Annotated in this window: 12 protein-coding genes and 1 pseudogene; 9 read left to right on the top strand and 4 right to left on the bottom strand. The window is 58.0% G+C overall.

Annotated elements, in window-relative coordinates; translation table 11 throughout:
• Positions 1-49 precede the first annotated feature (49 nt).
• Entirely contained in the window at positions 50-799 is a 750-nt protein-coding gene (locus ACIQVE_RS15940) for a hypothetical protein (protein ID WP_402809979.1), read from the bottom strand.
• 246 nt (positions 800-1,045) lie between these two features.
• Between ACIQVE_RS15940 and ACIQVE_RS15935 the strand changes: the two genes are divergently transcribed.
• The 3 genes from ACIQVE_RS15935 to ACIQVE_RS15925 all read left to right on the top strand — a co-directional run bounded on the left by ACIQVE_RS15935 (position 1,046) and on the right by ACIQVE_RS15925 (position 3,946).
• Entirely contained in the window at positions 1,046-2,194 is a 1,149-nt protein-coding gene (locus tag ACIQVE_RS15935; RefSeq protein ID WP_402809976.1) for an aldose epimerase family protein, read from the top strand.
• A 432-nt stretch (positions 2,195-2,626) separates the two neighbouring features.
• Positions 2,627-3,448, top strand: coding sequence for an aldo/keto reductase (locus tag ACIQVE_RS15930; protein WP_402809973.1), 822 nt, complete (start codon positions 2,627-2,629; stop codon positions 3,446-3,448).
• A 27-nt stretch (positions 3,449-3,475) separates the two neighbouring features.
• The gene (locus ACIQVE_RS15925) at positions 3,476-3,946 is read left to right on the top strand and encodes a DUF1810 domain-containing protein (protein ID WP_402809971.1); all 471 of its coding nucleotides are present in this window, start codon (positions 3,476-3,478) and stop codon (positions 3,944-3,946) included.
• Here ACIQVE_RS15925 and ACIQVE_RS15920 read toward each other — a convergent pair.
• Positions 3,911-6,284, bottom strand: a pseudogene (locus ACIQVE_RS15920) (DNA polymerase II). The gene ACIQVE_RS15925 and the pseudogene ACIQVE_RS15920 overlap by 36 nt on opposite strands.
• A gap of 183 nt (positions 6,285-6,467) precedes the next feature.
• On the opposite strand from ACIQVE_RS15920, the gene ACIQVE_RS15915 reads away from it, so the two are divergent.
• On the top strand, positions 6,468-9,218 hold the full coding sequence (locus tag ACIQVE_RS15915; RefSeq protein WP_402809969.1) for an RHS repeat-associated core domain-containing protein: 2,751 nt from the start codon (positions 6,468-6,470) through the stop codon (positions 9,216-9,218).
• Positions 9,219-9,271: 53 nt separating this feature from the next.
• Here ACIQVE_RS15915 and ACIQVE_RS15910 read toward each other — a convergent pair whose 3' ends face one another.
• Positions 9,272-14,002 (bottom strand): NEL-type E3 ubiquitin ligase domain-containing protein, encoded by a 4,731-nt coding sequence (locus ACIQVE_RS15910; protein WP_402809967.1) that lies wholly within the window; start codon positions 14,000-14,002, stop codon positions 9,272-9,274.
• Between the two features lie 121 nt (positions 14,003-14,123).
• Here ACIQVE_RS15910 and ACIQVE_RS15905 point away from each other — a divergent pair, with 121 nt between their 5' ends.
• The gene (locus ACIQVE_RS15905; RefSeq protein WP_402809964.1) at positions 14,124-14,420 is read left to right on the top strand and encodes a hypothetical protein; all 297 of its coding nucleotides are present in this window, start codon (positions 14,124-14,126) and stop codon (positions 14,418-14,420) included.
• Between the two features lie 9 nt (positions 14,421-14,429).
• On the top strand, positions 14,430-14,870 hold the full coding sequence (locus ACIQVE_RS15900) for a CBS domain-containing protein (protein WP_187677632.1): 441 nt from the start codon (positions 14,430-14,432) through the stop codon (positions 14,868-14,870).
• Between the two features lie 250 nt (positions 14,871-15,120).
• Here the strand turns inward: ACIQVE_RS15900 and ACIQVE_RS15895 are convergent, their stop codons facing one another.
• Positions 15,121-15,744, bottom strand: coding sequence for a glutathione S-transferase (locus ACIQVE_RS15895; RefSeq protein ID WP_402809961.1), 624 nt, complete (start codon positions 15,742-15,744; stop codon positions 15,121-15,123).
• A gap of 236 nt (positions 15,745-15,980) precedes the next feature.
• Between ACIQVE_RS15895 and ACIQVE_RS15890 the strand changes: the two genes are divergently transcribed.
• The 3 genes from ACIQVE_RS15890 to ACIQVE_RS15880 all read left to right on the top strand — a co-directional run bounded on the left by ACIQVE_RS15890 (position 15,981) and on the right by ACIQVE_RS15880 (position 17,972).
• On the top strand, positions 15,981-16,502 hold the full coding sequence (locus ACIQVE_RS15890; protein WP_402809958.1) for a DUF3455 domain-containing protein: 522 nt from the start codon (positions 15,981-15,983) through the stop codon (positions 16,500-16,502).
• A 253-nt stretch (positions 16,503-16,755) separates the two neighbouring features.
• Positions 16,756-17,283 (top strand): sigma-70 family RNA polymerase sigma factor, encoded by a 528-nt coding sequence (locus ACIQVE_RS15885; protein WP_402810064.1) that lies wholly within the window; start codon positions 16,756-16,758, stop codon positions 17,281-17,283.
• Positions 17,280-17,972: an anti-sigma factor domain-containing protein gene (locus ACIQVE_RS15880; RefSeq protein WP_402809955.1), complete on the top strand. Its 693-nt coding sequence runs from the start codon at positions 17,280-17,282 to the stop codon at positions 17,970-17,972. Before ACIQVE_RS15885 ends, ACIQVE_RS15880 begins: the two co-directional genes overlap by 4 nt.
• Positions 17,973-18,053: the final 81 nt, after the last annotated feature.

Raw genomic sequence — 18,053 nt, 5'->3', positions numbered from 1 at the left:
AAGTTATCCAACCACCAATCAACCCAATACGTCCGCCAACACCACCCCATCACTGCACCGGCAAGAAATTCAGGAACAGCAAACTCTGCGCGTAATTCAGCCCGATCCGCCGGTAGCGTTCATCAAGCATTTGCGTCAGCAAGTCGAGGCGCGCAACGATTTTGCCGAACTCCACGGCAAAACTCAGGTTGCTGCCCTCCTCCGAGATCTCGTTGGAAAACAGCAGTGGCTGGCCTTCCTTGTTCTGGCGCTGCGACAGAATCCATGTGGCTTTTTCGATGTTGCGCGCCGCGTTATGCACGAACGTCGGGTTGATCGCGTCCGTCATGTAGAACTCGACGCGATTGCCGTGGGCGGTGACCAGCATGCTGCCGATGGCATAGATGAACGCACCGACACGGTCACCGAGAAACTCCGGGCTCATCGCATAGCTGAGCGCCGCCAAATCCTTTCTGCCGCCCAGCACCGGTAACGGCTGCTGCTGTTCGATGGCCAGTCGCACCTGTTTCACCGCGGCGTGGATGTTCAGGAAACCCGACTTGCGCAATTCGTCCGGGTTACGCAGGTACAGCTTGCCCATCAACCGGTAAAGACTGCTGAGGTTGTCGCGCATCGCCAGGGTGGCCATACGGTCGACGCTGGTTTGCAGAAACTCCTGCGGCTGCCCTTCCCGGATCTGGTTGATGAAGCCGTTACCGTCCTGATGGCTGCAACCGCTGAACAGCAGCGATGACAAACAGGCCAGCAGCAGGCACGGGCGGCTGACAAATCGGGCGATCAGCTTAAACACTCTCGGCATGAATTCTCGAACAGGCACATTCCTGTGCGGCGGGAGTCACCGCATCCTGGCCATGGATAGAGCCGTCGATTTCAGAAAAGTGCAGTGCTCGCACCATTTCCCGACCTCCGTCGCAGCACCGCCATCTATTTAGTCCGACTTTATTTTTGCAATAAACGTTTAATCCGCTATAAATTCTCACTCAAAGCGTAAATAGCCTGACTATTACATCACCCTACAAAACAACAACAAGAAGGAAGGTCAACCATGCTTCAATCCCGTCACCTGCTCTCCGGCCTCGGACTGTCCCTGATGATCGCCACCCTCTCTGCCAACGCGGCCGGCCTGAGCGCCGAACACAAAGCTTTTGGCAAAACCAATGACGGCACGCCCGTCGAGCAATACATCCTGCGCAACAGCCATGGCATGCAAGCCACGGTCATCACGTATGGCGCGACCTTGCAATCGCTGCAAGTGGCGGACAAGCACGGCAAGTTCGACGACGTCGTGCTGGGCTTCGACGATGTGCAGGGCTACCAGAAAGGCACCGCGTACTTCGGCGCGACCATCGGCCGCTTCGGCAATCGCTTGGCAGAAGGCGCTTTCGAACTCGACGGCAAGCGCTATCAAGTGCCGCAGAATGACAAGTCCAACGCCCTGCATGGCGGCCCTCAGGGCTTCGACAAAAAGGTCTGGAAAGCCCAGGAAACCAAGGACAAGGATTCAGTCGGCGTGACCCTGACCTATCTGTCGGCGGACGGCGAAATGGGTTTCCCCGGCAACCTCACCACTGAAGTGACTTATCGCCTCACCGACAACAACGAATTGCGCATCGACTACAAGGCCAGCACCGACAAACCGACGGTGCTGAACCTGACCAATCACAGCTACTTCAACCTCGCCGGCGCCGGTAATGGCGACATCCTCAAGCAGGTCGCGACCTTGCATGCCAGCCATTACACGCCGGTCACCGGCAAACTGATCCCGACCGGAGAGCTGGCGCCAGTGGCCGGCACACCGATGGATTTCAGCAAACCGACCGCCATCGGCACGCACATCAAGGCTGATCATCCGCAGTTGAAATTCGCTGAACCGAAACAGGGTGGTTTCGATTTCAACTGGGCACTGGATGCCAAGGGTGATGCGAGCAAACTGGCCGTCGAGGTCAGCGATCCGCAGTCCGGCCGGCATCTGCAGCTGTTCACCACCGAACCGGGCGTGCAGTTCTACACCAGCAACTTCCTCGACGGCACGGTCAAGGGCAAGGGTGGCAAGGTCTATCCGCACTGGGGCGCGTTTACCCTCGAGACCCAGCACTATCCAGACTCGCCGAATCAGCCGAACTTCCCGAGCACACGGCTGGATCCGGGGCAGGTTTATGCGCATAGCGTGGTGTTGAAGTTCTCCGCGAAGTAATTGACCACCAATCCCCTGTGGTGATGGGATTGCTGTGCTGAGTGGACATCAATGCAATGAGGAGATTTATTTGTGGCGAGGGGATTTATCCCCGTTGGGCTGCGCAGCAGCCCTGAAACCATCCTGCGCGGTGTACCTGACTAACCGCGATAGCCGGTTTTGGGGCGGCTTCGCCACCCAACGGGGATAAATCCCCTCGCCACAAATAAATCTCCTCACAACAATAAAACTCCTCACAACAATAAATCTCCTCACAACAATAAATCTCCCCACAACAATAAAACTCCTCACAACAATAGATCTCCTCACCTCAATCAATCCACCTATAGGAACGGCCGGAGGCTGCGATCTTTTGCTTTTTTGAAGCCCATGGAACCCCTGCGCTATCCTGCTGCCCACTAAGGTATCGACCGTTTCGAATAGGAGGTTTGAATGCGTACCCTCGAATTGGCTGGCGTGCAGGTGCCGGTGATTGGCCAGGGCACTTGGCGCATGGGTGAGGACCGCTCGGCGCACAAGCGCGAAGTCGCCGCCCTGCGAAGCGGCATCGAATTGGGCATGACCCTGATCGACAGCGCCGAAATGTACGCCGAGGGCGGAGCCGAAATGGTCGTCGGCGAAGCCATCGTAGGGCTGCGTGATCAGGTGTTTCTGGTCAGCAAGGTCTACCCACACAACGCCAGCCGCAAAGGCATTGCGCAAGCCTGCGAGCGCAGCCTGCGTCGGCTCGATACCGACTACATCGACCTCTATCTGCTGCATTGGCGCGGCCAATATCCGCTGGACGAAACCGTCGAGGCTTTCGAACGTTTGCGCGAAGAGGGCAAGATCGGTCGTTGGGGCGTGTCGAACTTCGATGTCGAAGACCTTGAAGAACTCTCGGCTCCGGCCTGCGCGACCAATCAAGTGCTCTACAACCTCGAAGAACGCGGTGTGGAATTCGACCTGCTGCCGTGGTGCCAGCAGCAGCGCCTGCCGATGATGGCCTACTGTCCGATTGGTCAGGGTGGCGCGATGTTGGCCAACCCGGTGCTGAAGCAGATTGCCGCTCGTCACAGCGCCACCCCGGCACAGGTTTCGCTGGCATGGATTCTGCGTCAGGATGGCATCATTGCGATTCCCAAAGCTGTGCGGACCGAACACGTGCAACTCAATGCACAAGCGGCGCAGCTGCAACTGGAAGCTGGGGATCTGGCGGCGCTGGACCAGGCGTTTCAAGCGCCACAACGCAAGCAGCGGCTGGCGATGGTCTGAATCGCCGCCGACTGGCGAGGGCTGCGTATGAGAAGCACTGATCATAACGACCCATATAACCTGCAACGTTTCGTCCAGGCCCAGGACCCGGTGTTCGAACGAGTCCAGCGCGAACTCGAGGAAGGTCGCAAGCGCAGCCACTGGATGTGGTTTGTCTTCCCGCAGTTTGCCGGGCTTGGTGGCAGTGAAATGTCACGACGCTTCGCCATCGGTTCAGCTGCAGAAACCCAAGCCTATCTGGATCACCCCTTGCTCGGCGCGCGTTTGCGCACCTGCACGCAGCTTGTGCTGAACGTGCGCCAGCGTTCCATTGCCGAGATTTTCGGTCATCCCGATGACTTGAAACTGCACTCTTCCATGACGCTGTTCAGCCAGTTCGCCGCTGCCGACAGCCTGTTCAATCAGGCTCTGGAGCGCTACTTCCACGGCATCCTCGACGAATGGACGCTGCAACTGCTGGACTCAAAAGAGGCCCAGTTGCCCCCCGATCAGGGTTGAAAAATCGTCATCAACGAACGGCAGGATGGCGTCCGCCACCGGTTGCAGCTGCCGGGTGATGTAGTGGTCGTAGTCGATGGTGGAACGCCGCACTTCCAGCGGTTCCGGGCCGGCCAAAGTGATGACATAGCTGATCCAGCCGCCATTCTGGTATTGCCGCGGACGTCCGTGCTGCGTGTTGTATTCGTCGGCCAGCCGCGCGGCGCGTACATGGGGCGGCACGTTGCGCTCGTAATCGTCGAGGGTGCGGCGCAAGCGCTTGCGATAGACCAGCCGATCATCGAATTCCCCGGCGAGGGTTTTGCGCACGTAGTCACGCACGTAGTCCTGATACGGCTTGCGATGGAAGATTCGCTCGTACAGTTCCTGCTGGAATTGGCGGGCCAACAGCGACCAATCGGTGCGCACGGTTTCCAGGCCTTTGTAGACCATTTCGTCCGTGCCGTCGGCGCGCGTCACAAGGCCGGCGTAGCGTTTTTTGCTGCCCTCCTCTGCGCCACGAATGGTCGGCATCAGAAAGCGTTTGTAGTGAATTTCGTACTGCAATTCAAGAGCACTTTCCAGCCCGTATTCTTCACGCACATGCTCACGCCACCAGTCGTTGACGTGCTTGACCAGCGCGTTACCGATCGTCGCTGCCTCCTCCTGACCATGGGCGCGACGCAGCCAGACGAAGGTCGAGTCGGTGTCGCCGTAGATCACCGCATGCCCCTGTTCTTCGATCAGCTTGCGCGTGCGCAGCATGATTTCGTGGCCGCGCAGGGTGATCGACGACGCCAGTCGCGTGTCGAAGAAGCGGCAACCGCTGGAGCCGAGTACGCCGTAGAAGGCGTTCATGATGATCTTCAGCGCTTGAGACAGCGGCGCGTTGTGCTCGCGTTTAGCGGTCTCGCGGCCCTCGGCGACCCGCGACACAATCGACGGCAGGCAATGCCGCGTGCGCGAGAACCGTGCGCCACGAAAACCCGCGACTGAATCAACGTCGTCCGGGTGCTGCAAGCCTTCGATCAGCCCCACCGGATCAATCAGGAAGGTGCGGATGATCGACGGATAAAGGCTTTTGTAGTCGAGCACCAGCACCGACTCGTAGAGGCCCGGTTGCGAGTCCATGACAAACCCGCCGGGGCTGGCCTGCGGCGGATTGGTACCGAGGTTCGGCGCGACAAACCCTTGGCGGTGCATCAGCGGCATATACAGGTGCGTGAACGCCGCCACGGAGCCGCCGCTGCGATCCGCCGCTGCGATCCGCCGGCAGACCGGTGACGCTTGCGCGCTCGAGCAAAAACGTCAGCAGTTCAGTCTTGGCGAAGATCCGCGTGACCAGTTCGCAGTCCTTGAGGTTGTACTTGGCCAGCGCCGGTTTGTCCTCGGCGAACATGCGATTGATTTCGTCCATGCGCTGGTACGGGTTGTTGATCGCCTTGCCTTCACCGAGCAGGGTCTGGGCGACGTTTTCCAGGCTGAACGAGGGAAAGCTCCACGTCGCCGAACGCAGGGATTCAATGCCATCGATGATCAACCGCCCCGCCGCCGAGGCGAAATAATGATTGCGGCTGCCGTGCTCACGCCACTGCATCTCTTCACCGCCACGACCGATTTTCAACGGCACGCCAAGGCGTCGCGCATGTTCGTGGAGGATGCGCAGATCGAATTGCACGACGTTCCAGCCGATGATCGCGTCGGGGTCGTGCTGCGCGAACCAGTCGTTGAGTTTCTTCAGGATGATGGTGCGGGAGTCGCAGTATTCGAGGTCGAAATCGACGATGCTCGCATCGCCGTTCGCCGTCCCGAGCATGTACACCTGACGCTCGCCGCAGCCTTGCAGGGCGATGGAATACAGCTCGCCGTTTTCGGTGGTTTCGATGTCCAGCGAGACCAGCCGCAGCGTTGGTCGGTACTTGGGGTCAGGCTTCAGTTGAGCGTTGAGCAATACGCCGTTGGCATCGGCTGTGCCGTTGAACAACACCGGTGCGGTGATGAAACGCTCCATCAGGTAGCGCTCGGGCGGGCGCACGTCGGCCTCGAAGACGTCAACGCCTGCGCGGGTGAGCGCGGTTTCCAGACGCATCAACTGGCCGTGTTGCTGGCAATACAGGCCCAGCACTGGACGATGTTCGAAATCCAGCAGGGCCAATGGCCGCAGTTCGACGTTTTTTTCGTCGTGCAGCAAACGCTCGGCGGCTTCACGCTGTTCGGCGGGAATAAACGCCACCGACGGCTGATGCGGCAAACGCACACGGCGCGGCCCGGCGTCGGTCGCCAGCCAGAACTCGACTTCGGTGCCGGCCGCAGTATCGCGCCAATGCCGGGTCAGGACGAAGCCCTGCTGTAAATCCACCACTGCGACCTCAGGAATTGAAACAGAGGGGCATTCTACGCGGCATTCGAAAAATGGGTGGGCGCGCAAAGCATGGTCGGTAAAAGCGCGACACCTGTCAGAGTTGACAGGTTACACACCTTGCCAGGGTTGCTAGATTGGCCTTTGCCTCTATGCGATGCCTTGCGTCGAAGGAAATGAGAAATGGATCTCTCCGTTCATCGGCGAACGCCGTCAGTCAGCGTGAATGACGGCCGGGGCCTTCCCGTTCGTCAGATCGCTTATTTGCGAAACGTCCCTGGGGCGGACGTACAGTCGTTGATTACCCGGCAACGTCACGACGCCGCAGACAGAGCTGTGGAGCATTGGGATCCGCGTCTGTTCGGGACTGCGCCCAAACCCAATCTGGTGACCATTCATGACATGACAGGCCAAGCGCTTCTGCTCGACAGTGTTGATTCCGGTTGGCGTCTGAGTTTGCAGGGTCTGGCTGGGGAGGTTGTCCGGCGTTGGGATGCCCGTGGGAATCGGTGGAGCAACCGCTACGACAATCGTTTGCGCTTGCTGGGTATCAAAGTGAACGACGGGGCTGAACTGGAGGCCATGAGCTTTGGTTTGGCCGATGCAGATGCCGGAAATAACCTGCGTGGCCAATTACTGCGCAAGGTCGATGCCTCAGGCTCTCTGGACTACAGCTCGTTCACCCTCAATGCCCTGCCTCTGGAGGAAACCCGCACGCTGCTCGATGCTGGTATCTACACCACGCGTTGGCGCTACGGGGCCAACGGCGCAGCACTGAGCCAGACGGATGCAAGTGGCCATCAGCAATTCTCACGGTATGACGTCGCCGGACAACTCCAACAGGTGTCCCTGAAGATCAGCGGCGGCGACGCTGAGCAAGACATCCTCAAACACGCCCGATACAACGCCGAAGGCCAGAAGATCGAACAAACCCTGGGCAACGGCGTGGTATGCAATTGGGAATACGATGGCTCCAACGGTCGCTTGGATGGCATCAAGGCAGGTCTGCCCGGCGAGGCGTTGCGGCAAAATCTGCGATACCAATACGACAAGGTCGGCAATGTTGTCAGTCTTCTGGATCGCACTGTTGACCCAGTGTTCTTTGCCAACCAGCTTATCGACGGCCAGCGCGACTTTAGCTATGACTCGCTCTATCGCCTGATCCGCGCCACCGGACATGACACCCTGCCCCCGACCGGCTTGCCCGGCCGTCCATTACCGAGCGATCCCAAAAACCGCCTCAATTACACCCAGACCTACGAATACGACTCCGGTAGCAATCTGATCAAACTGGTTCACGCCCGAGCGGTGGGTGGCTACACCCAGCACATGCTCATTGACCCAAACAGCAATCGTGGCGTGCGCTGGAAAGAAGGTGACTCACCGCTCGACTTCACAAAGCAATTCGACGCTCATGGCAACCTGCAAGCCTTGCAACCCGGCCAGGGTTTGCAATGGAATATCCTGGATGAACTGGCATCGGTCACCTTGATCGAACGCGAGTCCGCACTGCCCGACAGGGAAACCTATCGCTACAGCGGTGGCGTCCGCGTTTACAAACATCACGAAACTCAGGGCTCAACCAAGACGCACTTTCATCAGGTGCATTACCTGCCGGACATCGAGATCCGCACTCGCGAAACGGGTGTAGAGTTGCACGTCATCACGCTGCCGAGCGTGATCGGCAACGTCCGCTGCCTGCATTGGCTCAGCGGCCGCCCAGACGAAATCGTCAACGATCAACTGCGTTATTGCCTTGAAGACAGTCAGAGTTCCAGCCTGATCGAACTCGACCAGAACGCACGCCTGATCAGTCATGAACATTATTACCCGTTCGGCGGCACCGCCTCACTGACCGCGCACTCGGAACTGGAAGTCAGCTACAAGACCATTCGTTATTCGGGCAAGGAACTGGATGACACCGGCCTCTATTACTACGGCCGACGTTATTACGCACCATGGTTGCAGCGCTGGATCAGCGCCGACCCGGCGGGGGATGTGGACGGCTGGAATCTGTATGCGATGGTGGGGAATAACCCGGTGAATTTTGTCGACATCAACGGACTCGGGCGCAATAAATTCGGTGACAAAACTAACGAGAAGATGAGTACGCGAACGACGCAAATCCTCAGCACACCTGATTCGAGCGACCAACGCCAGTTTCACGCTGAGGCAAGAAACACGATTCTTGTCGCTCATGCTGGATCTGCACTCCACTCACCCGAGCCCGATGGTGCAGTGATCGCGATAGCGACAGATTTTTTCAATATTCCCCGAGAGGGTGGAACGTCAAACGCCGGCAAGCCTTACAAAATCCGGCCTACCACCGCCGATCATGGTTTGATTGTCAGTAGACCCCACAACGCCAATTTACCCCAAGACAACCTGTTAGCCGGAGGCGAGTTCAATATTACGAACCCTGATACATTTCTCGGGTATATGAGTAAACAATACTCCCAACGATTCAAGGACCCAGCGTACCCCGTAAAACTGTATGAGGGCGAAAACACCACTCCGATAAACATGGCAGGCCTGGAACAGGAAGTGCCAGCTATCCACCCGACTATCAAAAAAAATATCGAGCGACATATCCAGGCATCGGGTTTTTATTTGCCGCAATCGGCTGGGTTGCCAGGTGCCCACGCTGAAATCCAAGCAGCCAGTTTCATGCTGTATCAACAACAAGCACGAACAGGTTCAACCAATCCGGAACTCATCGAGGTGGTGACTCAGAAGTTGCAGTACAGGCGACACGCGCAAGCCTTCCCCGCTTGTTACAACTGCCGCGGTATTCTGGTCGCAACTTATGAGCCCGATGAAAAGGCCTTTTACGTCCCGACAGGCAGCACAAATACGAACTCCGCGATTTGGCGAAACGTCAGAGATGACAAAGAAATAACCGGAGGGATGAATGAGTTCCGAAAGAAGAGGTAGACCTTGAAAGCTCGAACAAGTAGGCCTGTTCGCAAGATCAGGCCTACTGTCCTTTACCGAACAACCAGTGACATTTTCGTCAATGCCGCGAGTGTCAGCGATCTCAACAAAGCCTTGCGTCCATCCGCCAACTCAACGAGTTCGCGCTCGTACTCATGTTGCGCAACAGCGCCCGCCAGATGCCGGTTCAACAGTTCCTCTGACTTTGCGTCGAATATCGTCGCATTCTGCTCAAGTGCCTTTAAATTCTTGTCCTTCAGATACTTGCGCCAAAACCGCTGCTCGATCATTCGGTTGACAAGCCCGTCGCCCTCCTCAAGCGACAACACAAGCCGGTAAGCCTCTTCAATCTGCGCTTCACTGACCTCGGCGATGTCGCGAAAAAACATCCCCCGCGACTGCCACGGCAGCTCAAGCCGGTCCGCCAGACCGGTCTGAAACGCCAGATACACCTCCACTTCATCGATAGAACCGGTGAATTCACCGTCCTCATCAAGCGCGGTAAACGTTTCACCGGCCTCCAATCGCGCCTGGACGTTGGCGCGGGCGATTTCATTGACCTGATCCAGACGCGACTTGCCTTTGGCTAACTGCAACAGCCCGGCTTCGATCTGCTCGGGGCTTGCGGCCTGCCAGGCTTCGTGCACCAACACCTTGGTGCCCATCTCATTGAAAATCTGCGCACCGGCATCTGCACAGGAGTCCGGATTGCTCGCCATGCGAAACAGCTCTTCACGTAACGGCGTGTCTTGCGTCGCAGCCTCGAGCATTCGCCACACCCGTTCGGTGAGCCCTGGGCGACTGCCCTCCTCCACGTAATCGGCCGACTCGGCGAGCTTCTCCAATACCTCAAAAAAACCTTGTGAATCAGGCTCGCGCTCCAACTCGTCCCACAGGGTTTGCTTGTGCTGGCGCGGCTCATCCGCCACGCCTTCCAGCCAATGCACGCTGGTCTGCTCACCTTTGGGCGGATAACTGCGGGCGGGGTCGTAGCCCACCGAGCGCATGTACGCCTGAAATTGCGCTCGGCCTTCATCGGACAAACGATCACGACTCAGTCGGGTTCGGGCGATCAGCCGTGCCTGCTCTGAACCGGGTGCTACCTGGGGAACCTGTTCGATCGGATTGCCTTGCAAATCCAGATCGAACACCCGTGGACGCGGTGCCGTGAGCAGGCCTGTCGGCCATTCGGTAATACCGGTGTCATGCAGATCAAGGATTTGCAGGTCTACCATCGCACTGACATCCGGTGCGCGCGCCAGCATCGGATTAGCGCCCAGTCTCAATGTCTGCAAGCGGGTCAAGCGGCTGAATTCAGTGACGTTTCCGGCCGTCAGCGTCAGTTGGTTGTTGCCCAGATCCAGCGTTTCCAAAGCGTGCAGATCGCCTACCAGACGGGGCAATGCGGTGAGCGAGTTTTCGCTTAGATCCAGCGCCTTCAATTTGGGGAAGTAGCCGAGGAACTGGCTGATATCAATGCGCAACTCCACATGACGGAATTGCAGTGCGCTGACGTGCGGGAACTCAACGTCCAGCTTCGGCAGATACTCAAGAAAATCACTGGTCCAGTGAAAATCCAGATCCAGCGTGTAGCCACCCGCCCCCGCTGTCTCAGTGGCCTGCCAGCATTGGTTGAGTGCCTTGGCGAAGCGCCGTTTGTGAAAACGCTGATCCATCGGCAGTAGTTCGCCGCGCTCGATTGCCACCCAGTCATCAAGGGTTTTCTGCAGATTCTTGAACGCCAATTCCCGCTCACGGATGACCCGTAAAGCGTCAGCAGGTGTTCCGGATCCTCGCACAAACTCACTGAAGGTGTCCGCGGTGGCCTGCGGATAAAGGCTTTTGAACCGTTCCTCCAGACCAGGCTCACCGCCCGTGCCTAATAGCCGTTCATTGATCAACGTGTAGCCTGGATTTCGGGTTTTTTCGACGACGATTCGAAGCGGTGAGTCGTCGAGCAGATCGCGCAGTTCTGCTCGCGTTATTGATGATTGCTGAAGGTCGCTGCGCAGGCGCTGACCTTCACCGATGCCAAAACCCAGACTGTCGCGTTCGGCATCCGGTAATGCCTGTAACACAGCGTCATAAAAATCACCTGCGCCTTGCAAGCTATTGCCCTGCGCGTCGTGGGGCTGGAACTGGTTCTGCACTGTGCGCAGCAGTACTTTGCGAATGGGTGCCGAGGTCGGCCCGACGCTGTCGATCAGCGGTCCGTCGAACGATTGGTTGCGAATTTCGATCAATACCTGCGGCGACCAGCCCGGTAGCCTTTCCAGACTGTGCAACGCCAATCGATAGCTTTCGAGATTGGCATTGGCTGGCAGGTACATCCCCTCCCAGGCCCGGGTCGTGCGCCATTCGCGCATCGCTTCACGGGCAGCCTGTTTCAAGCGCAGGGACAATTGTCCCTGCTCGCTGGCCAGCTGCTTTTCTGCCGGCAAAACATCAACCAGTACATCCCTCAATAGCTCGTCCGGCAGTTGGGGAAACTCGTTGCGCAGCAGCACGCTTTCGGCAGAAGGTGCGGCAGTCGGCACCTCCTGGAGTTTGACATGGCGATCCAACAACGCTGTTCTTTGCTCCCTTGCCGCCTCGGCGATCAATGCGCGCAGCCTCGCAGCACGCACGTTCGCAGCGATGACGCCAAGACCAAACTCTTCTTCCAGCAATACCTTGATATCTTGCTCGCCCAACCGGGACAGCAGCGTGGCGGACAGATCGGCGGCGATGCCCGGGTCGAGCCTCAAATTGATCGGCGTCTTACCTGCCAGTGATGACGATTGCCACAGCACATTGCCTTGATTATCGAGCCATTGCAGCGCGAGTTGTTCAGGCCATTGCTTGTGCCCCGCCAGCAATTCCAGCTGCATCTGCACATCAGCCTTGCCATGGATCCGGACATCGTCACTACCGAGCTGCGCAAGGAACGTTTCAATGGCTTGATCGGCAGTGAAACGCTTGATGGTAGCCGCCAATATGGCGGGCGGCTGTTCCTGTTCAACGTGCAGTTTGCGCAATGCAGACTCATCCACACCGCTGACGATACGGATCTGTTCCAGCGACTGGTCGGTGAAACCGTCGACCTGATGCCCAAGACGTCGCATCAGCTGACTCCCCTGCCAGGCCTGAGGCTGTTCGGCTTCATGCATCCAGGCGCCAACACCGTTGTGGCTGAGACGCGGAGCATAGGCGTCGCTGCGCTGCGGATGCTGGATGCGGTAGTCGTCCGATCCGGGCTCCGGGCGAATCACGAACGTTTCGCCCTCCAGCGGTAATACTTGCCGATCCGCCTGTCGATAAATACCGAAAGAGTCAGGCCGGCCCGATTCACTCAAGTCCAACGACTGTGAATAGCGCCGCAGATCCGAATCCCATAATCGCGAGCGACCATCCGCCCTATCGACAATTTTCATACGGCCGATCAAGGGCGACGCCTTGGGCGGGATCACCGCCGCCACCAATTGACCGCCAACCAGGAATGCACCTAGCTGAATCAGGCTTTCCACCACGCCGAGCACATGTTCGAACGCCTCAGTACGCAGACCTTGAGCCCACTCGATAATCCCTTCGAACGTCTCATCCAACAGTTGGTAGGCGGTATACGCAAGCATCAACTCACCCAGACCGGGTACGAATGGCGCCGCGACAAATGCACCCACTTCCAGCACAGTCAGTGCGACTTTGAGGAAGCTGTCCCAACGCGCCCAACGGGATTTGGCATCCTCATCGCCGGTGGGAACAGCCCGAGTTCGGGCATCGGCGAACAACGTGTTCAACTGCTGCTGAAATGGGTGATCCCAGAAATCTCCGTTGATTCGCGCATACCCGATCTGCAGATCAGGTTTTAGAACGGGCTCTGGGCGCCAGGCAGGCAGTTGTTGAGAAGGAACCGGTGCATGCCATTGCAGTTTTGAGAGCCGGTTGTTGAGCTGAAAAAAGAATTCGCCTCGGTGCTGATGCGGCACGAACCGGCTGAAGAATCGCTGGTACTCAGGTGAGCGCAGTTGTCTTGTCAGCTCGACGACGAACTGCGTCGAAGACCCATACATCTTGAGCGGATGCTCGGGATCATGGGGTACATAGGCAAGCACCGGAACGGCCGTCGAACTGCGTTCAAGATCGGCGCAGACCAACACAATCCCTGGCAACTTGACGCCCATCATCGTCAATGCATGACAGTGGACTGCCCGCCCGCTCCAGACTAACCGTCGATCTGCCGCAGCCCACCTCTCTACCAGGCGATGAGCGTCGTGATCAATATCGCCTTTGATCAACGCCAGCCCATTGCACAGGCGCAGGGTGCCCTTCTCGTTAGCCTCGACCTTTATCTTCAGTACAGTTGTGGCAACCGGATTGGCCAGGTCGAAAAAGTCATCGAGATATTTCTGATACGCAGCACCTGCGTCCAGCTCCCGGCACAGCGCGGTAAAAGCCCCGACGGACATCCGGGCCTTGATCGGCACGACCTCGAACTCTCCCGAGGCCGAGGGTCGGGTAATAAAGTCGCTCGCTCGGTCGTAATACTCCGGACTGGTTTCCTTCAATTCGAAATTGTGCAGACAGCACTCGAGCAGGGTCAGGGTGCGCACCTCGAAGCCACCCGTCATCCCGGTCGAACGGTAAAGCCTCAGACACGTCGAGCTGACGTCTACGCTGATGTCGTAGCGGTCTTTCAGCGCAGCGGTCAGTAGCTCATGGGCAAACGCTTCGACTTCGGTCAGCCGCGCGAAGACCCTGTCCACCGCCTGCCGGGCAGTCCAACTCGCTGCAAGGGCGCTTTTCATCTCATCGCGTTGCGCTGGCGAGGCAGAGTGAAACCAAGGCTGGTCCGGCACTGTGGCCTGCTTTAACGCGTCCCTGTGCAGTGCGGTGCTGTTTAATAGCCAGTCTGGAACATTCCCCGCAATGAAGCTGAACGTGGCATTGCCAGCCAGAGAATCCGGCAGCGACGGCACGATATTTTTGTTGCTCAAATTCAAGCTCTGCATCGAAATTTTCATCCATGAAATTCAGATGCCCGAGTCTATCGAAGACTCAGAAACGCCATCGCGCCCTTCTGTATCAAGACGTGCATACGCAATGAAGCAGCTATGTGTGGAAAAAAAACAGCCAAATGACGTTTTTTGCGTGCTATCTGCCGCTTTGCCACCTTGCCCTGCGCGCCAGCGTCTACGATGCTTGGATAACAACGACAACACCTGAGTAACCGCCATGAAGACCGTCGCCCAACTGCTCAAGCTCAAAGATCAGAAAAACCAGGAAGTGCACCAGATCAAGCCTGATCACATGGTGCTCGAAGCGCTGATGAAGATGGCCGAGAAAAACGTCGGCGCCTTGCTGGTGGTGGAAGACGACAACGTGGTCGGCATCATCAGCGAACGCGATTACGCACGCAAACTGGTGCTGCACGGCCGCTCATCGGTGGGCACGCCGGTTCGCGACATCATGGTGGCAAACGTGATTACCGTTGATACCCACCAGACCGTCGACACGTGCCTGGGCATCATGTCCGACAAACGCCTGCGCCACCTGCCGGTGGTGGAGAACGGCAAGTTGATTGGCTTGCTGTCGATTGGTGACTTGGTGAAAGAGGCGATTGCCGAACAGGCCGAACTGATCAAGCAGCTGGAGCAATACATTCGCGGGGAGTGATCTCCCCGAAAAAACCACAATTCCCTGTAGGAGTGAATCCTGTGGTGATTGAGACCATTTGGCGAGGGGATTTAGCGAAACGGCGCACCGCCCCGTTGGGCTGCGTAGCAGTCCTGAGACCATCCCGCGCGGTGTGTCTGACTGGCCGCGGTTGCAGGTTATGGGGCGGCTTCGCCACCCAACGGGGATAAATCCCCTCGCCACATGATCCCTTCACCACAGGGATCACATTCACAATTGGGTTTACGGTTCACACGGGCCAATGCCGGGCAAACACCGGCGCCAGCACCGGATGCCGATCGATGCGCTGCAACCACGCATAAAACCCCGGCCGCGTCTGGCGCAAATGCTCCCGGCTGCCTGCCCAGCGCGTCACCACCGCCGCCAGCACGTCCAGCGCACCCGGTGTTTCGTCGTCCAGGTACAGCTCGGCGGAGAACTGGTCGGCAAACACCTCCCAACTCCAGTGCAAACGCTCGCGAGCGCCGGCGATCAGGTTCTGCCGCGACGCTTCGTCGGGCATCACCAGCCAACGCTCGGGGTAGTCGACAACGCCGATGGCCGCGTAGCAATTGCTGGTGATGTAGACCAGACCGCGAATCGCCTGATCACGGTCGTCTGACTTGAGCGGTAGCAAACCGGATTTCGGAAATGTCAGGCCCAGATGAATCAGAATCGCCGCGCTCTCGGTGAGCACACTGCCGTCGGGCAATTGCAGGGTCGGGATCTGTTTCAGTGGATTGAGCTTCGCCAAGTGCTCGGCGGCTTCGGTGCTGGCTTCGATATCAATGAAGCGAAAAGCGATCTGGCACAGTTCCAGCGCCGCTTCGATGGCGGCTGCGCCTGAATTGCGATGTCCGTAGAGCTGATACATATCTCCTCCTCAATCCCGACAGGCATCTGATGTAGCACTATTTATAGCTGCTGTATCCGATTTGGCGCGCTTTTCCCATGCGTTCGCCACTTGCGAAGTGGCCCTCGCAGAACAGCGCTGGCGGCGATTGAAAAAATATTTTTCATGCACTGCATCCAAATCTCTCCGTCATGGGTAGTCCTTGTAACAGCCCTCCTCGGCTGTCAGCGGTTTACCCTTTTCGGAGAAAGACACTGATGAACACCACACAGCTGATCTGCTTCACCGGTTTGCTCGCCGTCACCTCGACGACCTTTGCCCAAAGCAGCTATCCGGACACCATCAAAGTCCCGGAAGGCCACAAGATCGCATTGGAGACCACCGGGGTCGGCGAGATCACCTACGAATGCCGCGACAAGCCCAACGCTGCCGGGCAGACCGAGTGGACCTTCGTCGGCCCTAAAGCGGTGCTCAATGATCGCAACGGCAAGCAGGTCGGCACCTACTTCGGCCCACCAGCCACCTGGCAGGCCAAGGACGGTTCGAAAGTCACCGGCACACAACTGGCCGTGGCGCCATCGACCCCGGGCAACCTGCCGTATCAACTGGTCAAGGCCAACCCTGCTGAAGGCAAAGGCGCGATGACTGGCGTCACCTACATCCAGCGCGTCGCGCTCAAGGGCGGCGTGGCGCCAGGCAGTGCCTGCACAGCGGATAACAAGGGCAAGCAGGAAGTGGTGAAATATCAGGCGGATTACATTTTCTGGGCGGCGAACTGATTTTCCGAGCTCACCACAATCCTCTGTAGGAGTGAACTGTGGTGAGGGGATTTATCCCCGACGGGGAGCGAAGCTCCCCCAAAACCAGCAAATGCGCAGTGTCAGATTCACCGCATCCAACGGTTTTACGACTGCTTCGCAGCCGATCGGGGCGGTGCGACGTTTCGCTGAATCCCCTCGCCACAAAAGCTCTCTCCCACGGGGGAAACAATGGGGTATGGAAGTTTGAAGATTGTCAGCTAAATTGCACAGCATGACCTTGCCTGAACCTGTATTCGATTATGAAGCCCGCCTCGCTGCCTGTGCCCGAGGCGAGCGTTCGGCCCTGCGCGATTTGTACGTGCAGGAAGGCCCACGCCTGCTCGGTGTGGCCAAACGGCTGGTGCGCGACACGGCGCTGGCGGAGGACATTGTTCATGACGCATTTATCAAGATCTGGAACGGCGCAGCGGGGTTTGACCCCGGGCGTGGTTCAGCGCGCGGCTGGATGTACAGCGTGACGCGCCATCTGGCGTTGAATCAGCTGCGTGATCAAAGTCGGGAAACGCCGTTCGACGAAGATCACCAAGTACTCGACGAGACCTTCAACGCTCAGGATCATTCGGCGCGCATCCATCGCTGCCTGGAGCAACTTGACCCGCAACGTCGGCGCTGCATCCTCCACGCCTACGTCGACGGCTACACCCACGCGCAAATTTCCACGCGCCTCGACACGCCGCTCGGCACGGTCAAGGCCTGGATCAAACGCAGCCTCAACGCCTTGCGGGAGTGCATGGGATGACCACTGAATCGGCGCAGGAACGCGATGAACTGGCGGGCGAATACGTGCTCGGGACGCTCTCTGCCGAACAGCGGATCGATGTGCAGAAACGTCTGCCACATGAGCCTGATCTGCGTGCGGCGGTGGATGCCTGGGAGCGGCGGTTGCTGGAGCTGACGGATTTCGCCGCGCCGCAACAACCGTCAGCGCTGCTATGGCCGCGGATCAATCGCAGCATTGATCGACTCATGCAGCAAACACCTTCAACTTCATTATGGAATTTGCTGCCGCTGTGGCGCGGCTTGAGCGCTGCGGGCCTGGCCGCGACATTGGTGTTGGGCTCAATGCTGCTGACCCAGACCACACCGAAACCGAGTTTTCTGGTGGTGCTGGTCGCGCCGCAGGACAAGGCCCCAGGTTGGGTGATCCAGGCCAGCAATTCGCGGGAGATTCAGCTGATTCCCTTGGGTGTGATGGAAGTGCCGGCGGATAAGGCGTTGGAGTTCTGGACCAAGGCTGACGGCTGGCAAGGCCCGGTATCGCTTGGGCTGGTCAAACCGGGGCAGGCTTTATCAGTGCCGCTGGACAAATTGCCGCCGCTGCAACCGAATCAATTGTTCGAGCTGACGCTTGAAGGGGCAAACGGTTCGCCGATCGGCAAGCCAACCGGACCGATTCAGGCAATTGGCCGGGCCGTAAAAGTACTCTGACCCAATCATCATTGCCGTCGATGTTTACAATCACGGCAATGAAGTTCTCATAAAAAATCTCTGGCGTAACATCTGCTCCAT

The organism is Pseudomonas sp. NPDC098747, assembly GCF_044760045.1.
Classification (GTDB): Bacteria; Pseudomonadota; Gammaproteobacteria; order Pseudomonadales; family Pseudomonadaceae; genus Aquipseudomonas.
The sequence above is the reverse complement of the archived record's forward strand: the minus strand, read 5'-3'. Positions and strand labels throughout refer to the sequence as shown.